Raw genomic sequence first — 10,417 nt, forward strand, 5'->3', positions numbered from 1 at the left:
GAATAAAGGAACATGGCTGGAAGTAAGAACAGCGTCCCGATCCATCCTCAGGCGCTAATCCGAATTTAATTCTCCGAGAAACATTTTACACATAGCTTCATCCTTTTGATGATATGCTGAAAATCCTCCGTGAGAAATACTTAAAAGGTAACGTTGTGCTTGCTCAGCGGATTTCACTCGGTATTCCGCTGACAATTGGACTGAGCATCGGCCTTATTCGCCACCATCTGATTGGCATTAGTCTCGGAACAGCGATCAGCTTTTTATGCACCGGCTATTTCATTCTGCTTTTTGATAAAACGATTCGCCTCCATCTTCAAGATGGAAAAGGCGTCAGCGCCCGACAGAGGCATTTACTGCATCATGTTGGCCATTTATAAGCGTTGAAAACATTCACTTGACAAATTCTGAAAAGTTGTAAATAATAGCATCAATCAGTCAAATTAAATAACCAAAAGCGATGAAGAGAAGAAGTAGAAAGTACGTTTTTTCACAGAGAGCCCGGTTGGTGGAAAAGGGTAAAAGCAGACTTTCGAACATGGCCTCTGAGCTGCACGCGCTGAAAGCATGATGGAAGTAAGCCGTGCCAAGTAAGGTTCTTGTTGCAAAAACCAGAGTATAAGAGTCAAAAGCGGCTCCGTACTTGCTGAGATCGGCTATGCGAATAGTTGGTGAAATTAGGTGGTAACACGTGGAATCAAACCTCGTCCTTTTACAGGGCGGGGTTTTTTATTTTTAAGAAGAAAGTATAGGGCTTTTGGAGAAAATGTAGCGCAGGTACGCTGGCCATGCGGGAAAAGCAAGCCAAGTGCCCCGCAGACTCCAGCCTGTTTGAGGAGACGCGCGGCGCCGCGGCAAGCAAGCAACCGGAGCATACTTGTTACAAAAAGACCTCGCTTTGCTAAGTTTACTTATTTGCTTGAGAATGTATAAGATTTTTGGAAAAAGAATAAGAAAAACTGAGTCTCGGTTATCGCATCAAGGGCTTGATTCGGTCAAGTTTTTCTATTCGGCGGACAACGAGCAGTTAACGTTAATCGGTGCGAATTAAGGAAAGAGGGTATAGTTAATGAGCAAAGCCTTAGTGTTTCAGACGGATTTTGGATTAGTCGACGGTGCCGTGTGCGCAATGTATGGTGTGGCAAATACGGTCGATCCTGCACTGAAAATTTATGATTTGACCCATGAAATTCCACAATACAATATTTGGGAGGCTTCCTACCGACTGCGTCAGACGATTGATTATTGGCCGGAAGGAACGGTGTTTGTATCCGTCGTTGATCCGGGTGTCGGTTCGACCCGCCGAAGTGTGATCGCGAAAACAACGCGCAATCAATTTATTATCACCCCGGATAACGGCACACTCACGCATATCAAAAAAGTCGCCGGTATTCAAAGTGTCCATGTGTTTGATGAAACGGCGAATAAGCTGCCGAGTGCCGGAGAATCCTTCACGTTCTATGGCCGCGATATTTACGCCTATACCGGTGCACGGCTCGCCTCCGGAAAAATAAATTTTGAAGACTTTGGGGATGAAGTGCCGGTGGATTCAATTGTTGAGCTACCGATTGTTCCGTCGTACCGCGAAGCAGATAAAGTGTTTGGCGTGATCGATGTACTCGACATCCGATTCGGCAATCTGTGGACGAATATTGATTGCAAGAAATTTCATGAACTCAATGTCGCCCGTGGCGAGCGCTTGAAGGTGACCATACGAAACGATACCCGCTATGTCTATGAGAACACGATTTGTTATGCCCGTTCATTTGCCGACGTATCGATTGGCGAACCACTGATTTATATCAATTCTCTTGAAAATATCGGCATTGCCATCAACCAAGGGTCATTCGCCCGCGCTTATGGCATCGGAACAGGCACAAGTTGGCATATCTCCTTTGAAAAATACCAGGGAACCCTTGCAAAATAAGCATGCTTGCCAAAAAATGGGAAATAGAGGATTTTATTTTTTTGATGAACTGTAGGGACTAAATACATCATGAAAAGTTAGACCGAACCCGTAAAAAGTTAGACCGAAGCGGGGAAAAGTTAGGCCGAAACCCAGGAGTTAGACCGAAGCGGGAAAAGTTAGACCGAATCAAAGAAGTAAAGTCGAATCAAAAAAGTAAAGTCGAATCTCAAGACAAGTATTGATCCTTGAACAGAAAAATTTTTGTTGAAATTCAATCGGAACGTTCCGCGGTCGCGGAACGACCATTTTTTCAATCGCTCTTGTTAGAACTGAGATTTAGGTATTTGCACTAAATCGAGCAAAAGTCGCACCGAATCTCGGAAAAGTCGCTCCTAAATCAGGGAAAGTCGCACCGAATTTGGAGAGTTGCACCGAATCGAGCAAAAGTCGCACCGAATCCTGGAAAAGTCGCTCCTAAATCAGGGAAAGTCGCACCGAATTTCGAGAGTTGCACCGAATCGAGCAAAAGTCGCACCGAATCTCGGAAAAGTCGCTCCTAAATCAAGGAAAGTCGCACCGAATTTTGAGAGTCGCACCAAATCGAGCAAAAGTCGCACCGAATCTCGGAAGAGTCGCACCAAAATCGAAAAATGTTGAAAGATCGCCGATCACTGTATGTGATCGGCGATCTTTCATTTATCCGAACTTTACTGTTGTGCATGGTCAATCAAAGCGCATACTAAAATCACCAGAGATTTGGAAATTTTACAGGATTCGATGGCTGCTTAATCATTTTATTTTATACTAGTAGTGGGTTAATACATCGATTTGTGTTGATACATATTCCGTCAAATGGAACCTCTTGAATTTGATCGAAGGAGTTTAGCTTGTGATGATTCGTTTATGGATAAGAAAAATAAAACAGCATGATTATTTGCTGATGTTTTGTCTCTGCTTCGCCACAGCAGGGCTGACATTTATTCCCGAACTTGTGATACATAAAGGGTTGTTCTCGCTTGTCGGCGATTTTAATTATCAGCAGATTCCTTTTAACATACTTAGCAACAGGGCCTTTAAAACGGGGGATCTATTCTGGAATTGGTCGACCGACCTCGGCAGCAATTTTATCGGATCCTACAGCTTTTACACGCTTGGCAGTCCATTCTTTTGGCTTAGCCTGCTGTTTCCGCCAATGTTCTTTCAATATCTCGTCGGCCCACTGTTTTTGCTGAAATATTGCGTCGCTGGTATGGCTGCGTTTGCCTATTTGCGCCGCTATGTGAGAGACAGTCGCTATGCGATGATTGGCGCGTTGCTCTATGCGTTTTCGGGCTTTTCAACAGTCAATCTGATGTTCAATCATTTTCATGACGTTGTCGCATTTTTCCCACTGCTGCTTGTTGGACTTGACCGATTGGTGCTAGATAAGCGTTCCGGGTGGTTCGCCGCGGCGGTTGCGATCAATGCCACGGTTAATTTTTTCTTTTTCATGGGCGAAGTTGTTTTCCTGCTGCTCTATTTCTGCGTCCGTTTCCTCGCAGAAGATTTCAAAAAATCGCTGCGCCGTTTGCCGAAAACTTTTTTCGAAGGGCTACTCGGCATCGGTATGGCTTGCATACTCTTTCTGCCGGCTGTTTATTTTACACTGCAAAATCCGCGGCTGGATCAGTGGTTGTACGGACCGAGCGCGCTGACTTTCGACGGCAGCCGCTATCTCGAAATCATCAAGGCGGTGTTGATGCCGGCCGATATTATGCCGCATCAATCGGCGATTTATCTCTCGGATTTTACCTCGAGCGGGGCGTACCTGCCGCTTTTCGGACCCGTCGCGGTCGTTGCTTTCGTGATCGCAGCCAAACGCAGCTGGCAGCGTCGCCTGATTCTGATTCTTGCTGCGATGGCTTGTGTGCCACTCTTGAACAGCTTTTTCTATTTGTTAAATGCCTCTTACTACGCCCGCTGGTTTTATATGCCAGTGCTGATTATGTCGCTGATGACGGCTCAGGTGCTTGAAAACCGAGCGCGCTATCCAATTGGCAAAGCGTTGATTGGCACCGGTATGGCGAATGCGCTGCTCGCGGCTTTTTTGCTTTTTTACCCGTGGAGTCTGAGCGAGAAAAGTGCCGTTTTTCAGATGAATCAATTCAACTTCTATCTCTGCACGACGACCGCCGGGCTGATTGCCAGTTACTATCTGCTGCACCGCTTTTCTGCGATTCGGCATTGGTGGCGCTGGGCGACAGGGCTGGTAATGGTTTTCGCTGCCGGCCTTGCCTTGTTTAATATTGTCGCGATGCATGCAATCTACGATTATCAGTCACCAGAGGCGATTGATGATACGGTCGTTAAAACCGGGCAGCAATTGGCGAAAGTTTTACCAAAAAGTGAGAATTACCGAATCAGTATCAGTGACGGCGGCTGGAATCTGGCGATGGTGTCGGCGACGCCGACGGTCAATTCGTTTACGAGCATGGTGAACGGTTCGATTTTTCAATTTTACCAATCAATCGGCGCGCCGCGCGCGGTGAAGACGATTGTCCCAGATTCCTACTATGGTTTAATCCCATTTTTATCGAATCGCTATTACGTGACAACTGTGCCGATGAGTGGCAAAAAGCTTTATGCGCATTTTTACAATGGTTACAACACGATTTACATCTACGAGAATAAAGATGTGCTTCCCATTGGCTTTACATACAAGTATTATCTGACGGAAAAGCAGTTTTCCAAAGTGCCGATCCTCAATCGTCACCTCGTGCTGCTCAAAGCCGTAATTATTCCGCAGAGCGAGGTGAAAACAGTCGCGGGACTGCTCGAGCCGCTGCCACAAACGCAGCTGACCAATCAGATTGGCGGGAAATACTATCACCAGGACATCGTGGCACGACGTGCGGAAACGGCAAGCGATTTTCACCGTTCGAATAAAGGCTTTTCGGCAAATCTCCGCGTGGATCAGCCGAAATATGTATTTTTCAGTGTACCTTATGACAAGGGCTGGCGGGCAACGGTCAACGGACTGTCTGTGAAAATCATCAATGCGGACGGTTTTATGATTGTCCCTGTCACCACAGGAAACAATCGCATTCAGTTTACCTATCAGACACCGGGGCTTACCGCCGGAATCCTGGTGTCGGCTGTATCACTGCTGCTTTTCACGGGCTATGTGAGCCACAGTGCGTTTTTACGCAAGCGTCGAAAACAGCTGGGGATCAAGGACGCGGCGCATTTGGACCATGCGAAAAAGTTCTAAATGCTTTATGAAAATTTGAACCGAGACAAGGTCGGTGTCAGTTTGAAACAGAGGAATATAAATTATCTTTTTATCTGAAAACGATTGCATTATTAAGAATTTTATATATAATTAAATTATAGTTTTCGCTTTCTTCTTCGTTTGACATCGCGGATTTGTTTTTCCCCATTCAGCGATGCTTCCCTTTTCTTTCGTTTGCTGGTGTTGCTCATTGCCACGGAGAAATTATATTCAGAACAGGAGGGATACTGTGGTATCCGAAGTTGTTGACAACTATATGATTAATCAGAAGACAATTGCGATTCTGCCAGCGGACGGAAGCGATGGCAGCCTTGAGTCGATCGTTCTTGAGGAAGATCGGCAAATCCGTTGCAAAAAGAGACCACTTGAAATTGTCAGGGAGTCTTGTGTTTACTTCGGCTCAACGTATAATGGAAGGAAGAAAAGTGCACGCAGTATGGGTTTTAAAAGTATGCCGCCGGTCTGCATCAGCAGTGATCTCGGCATCTTTCTGATTGCACTGATGTCGGAGACACATCGCGGCTGCGCATGGATCGCGCACACGCATGTGATAAACTGGACAGAGGCTGATAAGCAAACGGCATGCATTGAATTTTCCAATCAGCAAGTCCTCTCCGTGAAAGGTAATGCGTCGTCATTAGGCAGAAAAGTGATGCGCGCGGCGCAATATCGTCTGACGCTGAGTAAGCGAATAGCGACGAGCCAGACGCCGATGTACCCGATAGCGGTGCGTGAAACAAGTAAGTCACAACCGGTCAAAATCAATGCGCGCGGGACATATACTGTTGGCGCTTAATCATGCAACAGCCGGCTTGATTGGAGAGCCGGCTGTTTTTCTGTCTGAAAAAGGCTTAGTTTTGACTTTTTTCGGGAAAACTTTGTTAAAGAAGCCCGTGCGGTTACGCAATTTCATTACATTGACATATTGGTTACGCTTCCAATATCTTCCGGTTAGCGGATCATTTGTTATACTTAAAACTGTAATATAACAGTTGTAGATAAAGGAGAATTATTATATGACAAAACCGTTTCTTTTTCTTTCGGATTTTGACGGCACGCTTTCCAATAAGGATTTTTTCCATGTGATCATTGACAAATATCATCAAGAAGAAGCCGAGAAACTGTATGCCGACTGGGATAAGAAAGTAATGACGGATTTGGCTTATCTCTCAAACATCTTTCAAACGATCGACCGCGACCAGGCAGTCATCGATGAAGATATTCTCAGTATTCCGTTCGACCCAGACGCAAAAAAAGTTATTGATCATGTGCATCAGCTCGGCGGCGATTTTATCGTTATTAGTGCCGGAACCGATTATTATATTAAAAAGATTTTTGCCCATTACGGCATTGAAAACGTGAAAATATACTCAAATCCAGGCAGATATCAGGAACGCGGCATTAGACTAAACGTCGATCCGTCCGGCCGCTATTATTCAGAAATGTACGGGATCAATAAGCAAAAAGTTGCAGAGGACCTGATGAAAGATTATCAGACCGTCTTCTTCGCCGGGGACAGCCGCCCGGACCTTGAGGCAGCTTGTCTTGCAGATACGGTCTTTGCCAAAGGAAAATTACAGGGACTCTTGGCTGAGCAGCACCATCCGTTTGTCCCAGTCGACAATTTTGCCGATGTGGATCGCTATTTAACCGACCACGAGGAGGTCTTCACACATGTCAGCAGCCGATAATCATCAGATTGTTGTGCCGACTTTGCTGGATGTCCATAAAGGAAACATGGCGCAGATGGGTCATCTACTCAGTCGCCATGATTTTAAGAAAGTGGTCCTTTTTTTCGGTACCGGTCTAACGGACATGCTTGGAAAGGATGTTTTCGATTCATTGGCGGCGAGCGGGATCGAGGTGCTTGTTCACCGCGAGGTTGCTGATATTGATATTGACAGTGTGGTCGACGCTGCCTTCCAATTGCCGGCGCAGACAGAGGCAGTTGTTGGCATTGGCGGCGGTAAAGCGCTTGACGCCGCGAAATACACGGCGCTTTTACGCAAATGGCCATTTATCAGTGTGCCAACATCGACGTCGAATGATGGTTTTTCTAGCTCGAATACTTCGCTGACGATTCATGGACGCCGCATCTCGGTGCATTCGAAAATGCCTTATGGAATTATTATTGATATTGATGTGATTAAGAACGCTCCGGACTGTTTCATCTATTCAGGGGTCGGTGATCTAGTTTCCAAAATTACAGCGGCAGAAGATTGGATTTTCGAAGAGAACAATGGGCGGACTCGCGTCGATGATTGTGCGCTAATGATTGCTAAAAAGGCGGTTAATAGTTTTGTCCGGACCGATTTCGGTACGATTCACGATGACTTGTTTATCAAAGAATTGGTTGATTCGCTGACAATGGCCGGCATCTCAATGGAAATTGCTGGGAACAGCGCACCAACGAGCGGTAGCGAGCACCTGATTTCCCACGCGCTCGACCGTTTGTCCAAGAAACCGCAGTTGCACGGCGTTCAAGTCGGTGTTGCCACTTATCTGATGAGTCTCGTGCAAGATCACCGTTACGAACGCGTGCGTAAAGTGCTCGAAAGCACGGGCTTTTTTGACTTCGCCGAGACGACCGGCATGACGATCGCTGAGTTTGATGAGGCGATCGATCAAGCGCCTGAGATCAAGCCGATGCGCTACACATATCTTCACGTCGCTGAATATCGGGAAAAAGCGCACCAGATTCTTCATGAGGACCCAATTCTGAACCGCGTTCTGCACTAATACGTTCTTTGAAATGGATGGGATGGTTAGCAGAAGTAGAAAACAAGCGGAATGAGGTAATTTTTAAATGGCTGCGTCTGGTCAATTGTGACTAGGCGCAGCCTTTTTTGTCGCTTAGGTGGGGGGAATGGGCAGTGAATTTTCTCGATTTGGTGCGACTCCTGGAATTCGGAGCGACTTTTCTTGATTTAGGAGCGATTTTCCCAGGATTCGGAGCGACTTTTTCCCAATTTGGTGCGACTATTCTTGATTTAGGAGCGACTATTCCAGGATTCGGAGCGACTATTCTTGATTTAGGAGCGATTATTCCAGGATTCGGAGCGACTTTTGCTCGATTTGGTGCAACTCTCAAAATTCGGAGCGACTATTCTTGATTTAGGAGCGATTATTCCAGGATTCGGTGCGACTTTTTCCCAATTTGGTGCAACTCTCAAAATTCGGAGCGACTATTCTTGATTTAGGAGCGACTATTCCAGGATTCGGAGCGACTTTTGCTCGATTTGGTGCAACTCTCAAAATTCGGAGCGACTTTTCTTGATTTAGGAGCGACTATTCCAGGATTCGGAGCGACATTTTCCCAATTTGGTGCGACTCTCAAAATTCGGAGCGACTATTCTTGATTTAGGAGCGATTATTCCAGGATTCGGTGCGACATTTTCCCAATTTGGTGTGACTCCTGAAATTCGGTGCGACTTTTCTTGATTTTGGAGCAACTTTTCTTGGATTAGGAGCAACTTTTGCTCGATTTGGTGCGACTCCTGGAATTCGGAGCGACTATTCTTGATTTAGGAGCGATTTTCCCAGGATTCGGAGCGACTTTTTCCCAATTTGGTGCGACTCTCAAAATTCGGAGCGACTATTCTTGATTTAGGAGCGACTATTCCAGGATTCGGAGCGACTTTTGCTCGAATTTGGTGCAATCTCAAGATTCGGAGCGACTTTTCTTGATTTAGGAGCGACTATTCCAGGATTCGGTGCGACTTTTGTCCGATTTGGTGCGACTCTCAAAATTCGGTGCGACTTTCCTTGATTTAGGAGCGATTATTCCAGGATTCGGTGCGACTTTTGCTCGATTTGGTGCAACTCTCAGGATTCGGAGCGACTTTTCTTGATTTAGGAGCGACTATTCCAGGATTCGGAGCGACTTTTTCCCAATTTGGTGCGACTCTCAAAATTCGGAGCGACTTTTCTTGATTTAGGAGCGATTATTCCAGGATTCGGAGCGACTTTTGCTCGATTTGGTGCGACTCTCAAAATTCGGAGCGACTATTCTTGATTTAGGAGCGACTATTCCAGGATTCGGAGCGACTTTTGCTCGATTTGGTGCAACTCTCAGGATTCGGAGCGACTTTTCTTGATTTAGGAGCGACTATTCCAGGATTCGGAGCGACATTTTCCCAATTTGGTGCAACTCTCAGGATTCGGAGCGACTATTCTTGATTTAGGAGCGATTATTCCAGGATTTGGTGCGACTTTTGCTCGATTTGGTGCAACTCTCAGGATTCGGAGCGACTTTTCTTGATTTAGGAGCGACTATTCCAGGATTCGGAGCGACTTTTGCTCGATTTGGTGCGACTCCTGGAATTCGGAGCGACTATTCTTGATTTAGGAGCGATTATTCCAGGATTCGGAGCGACTTTTTCCCAATTTGGTGCGACTCTCAAAATTCGGAGCGACTATTCTTGATTTAGGAGCGATTATTCCAGGATTCGGAGCGACTTTTGCTCGAATTTGGTGCAATCTCAAGATTCGGCGCGACTATTCTTGATTTAGGAGCGACTTTTCCAGGATTCGGTGCGACTTTTGTCCGATTTGGTGCGACTCTCAAAATTCGGTGCGACTTTCCTTGATTTAGGAGCGACTTTTCCGGGATTCGGTGCAACTTTTGCTCGATTTGGTGCAACTCTCAAAATTCGGAGCGACTATTCTTGATTTAGGAGCGACTATTCCAGGATTCGGAGCGACTTTTGCTCGATTTGGTGCGACTCTTAAAATTCGGAGCGACTATTCTTGATTTAGGAGCGACTATTCCAGGATTCGGAGCGACATTTTCCCAATTTGGTGCGACTCTCAAAATTCGGAGCGACTATTCTTGATTTAGGAGCGATTATTCCAGGATTCGGTGCGACTTTTGCTCGATTTGGTGCAACTCTCAAGATTCGGAGCGACTTTTTCTTCGGTCTAACTCCTAATCTTCGGTCTAACTTTTGCCTGCTTCGGCCTAACTATTCGGGGATTTGGTCTAACTTTTGCCCGGTTCGGTCTAACTATTCGCAAGTTCGGTCTAACTCCTGATCTTCGGTCTAACTATTCACGAGTTCGGTCTAACTTTTGCCCGCTTCGGTCTAACTATTCACGAGTTCGGTCTAATTTTTGCCCGGTTCGGTCTAACTTTTTCACTTCGGTCTAACTATTCACGAGTTCGGTCTAACTTTTGCCCGGTTCGGTCTAACTATTCGCAAGTTCGGTCCAACTCCTGATCTTCGGTCTAACTATTC

Annotated in this window: 7 protein-coding genes and 1 other annotated feature; all 7 genes read left to right on the forward strand. The window is 46.0% G+C overall.

Annotated features, from left to right (window positions below):
- Positions 1-155 precede the first annotated feature (155 nt).
- The 7 genes from JOC27_RS13155 (at position 156) to JOC27_RS13185 (ending at position 8,293) form a co-directional block, all read left to right on the forward strand.
- A complete protein-coding gene (locus JOC27_RS13155) occupies positions 156-380 on the forward strand; it encodes a hypothetical protein (protein ID WP_239530330.1) in 225 nt (74 codons plus the stop codon).
- A gap of 71 nt (positions 381-451) precedes the next feature.
- Positions 452-715 (forward strand) — a binding site (T-box leader).
- A 354-nt stretch (positions 716-1,069) separates the two neighbouring features.
- A complete protein-coding gene (locus tag JOC27_RS13160) occupies positions 1,070-1,927 on the forward strand; it encodes an SAM hydrolase/SAM-dependent halogenase family protein (RefSeq protein ID WP_205007735.1) in 858 nt (285 codons plus the stop codon).
- Positions 1,928-2,801: 874 nt separating this feature from the next.
- On the forward strand, positions 2,802-5,159 hold the full coding sequence (locus tag JOC27_RS13165; protein WP_205007736.1) for a YfhO family protein: 2,358 nt from the start codon (positions 2,802-2,804) through the stop codon (positions 5,157-5,159).
- A 250-nt stretch (positions 5,160-5,409) separates the two neighbouring features.
- Positions 5,410-5,976, forward strand: coding sequence for a competence protein ComK (locus tag JOC27_RS13170; RefSeq protein ID WP_205007737.1), 567 nt, complete (start codon positions 5,410-5,412; stop codon positions 5,974-5,976).
- 220 nt (positions 5,977-6,196) lie between these two features.
- Entirely contained in the window at positions 6,197-6,871 is a 675-nt protein-coding gene (locus tag JOC27_RS13175) for an MtnX-like HAD-IB family phosphatase (protein ID WP_205007738.1), read from the forward strand.
- Complete coding sequence (locus JOC27_RS13180; RefSeq protein WP_205007739.1) at positions 6,855-7,919, forward strand: iron-containing alcohol dehydrogenase family protein; 1,065 nt, start codon at positions 6,855-6,857, stop codon at positions 7,917-7,919. The genes JOC27_RS13175 and JOC27_RS13180 overlap by 17 nt, the downstream gene beginning before the upstream one ends.
- Before the next feature lie 134 nt (positions 7,920-8,053).
- Entirely contained in the window at positions 8,054-8,293 is a 240-nt protein-coding gene (locus JOC27_RS13185) for a hypothetical protein (RefSeq protein ID WP_205007740.1), read from the forward strand.
- Positions 8,294-10,417: the final 2,124 nt, after the last annotated feature.

The sequence above is a fragment of the Sporolactobacillus spathodeae genome, from assembly GCF_016908935.1.
Taxonomy (GTDB): domain Bacteria; phylum Bacillota; class Bacilli; order Bacillales; family Sporolactobacillaceae; genus Sporolactobacillus; species Sporolactobacillus spathodeae.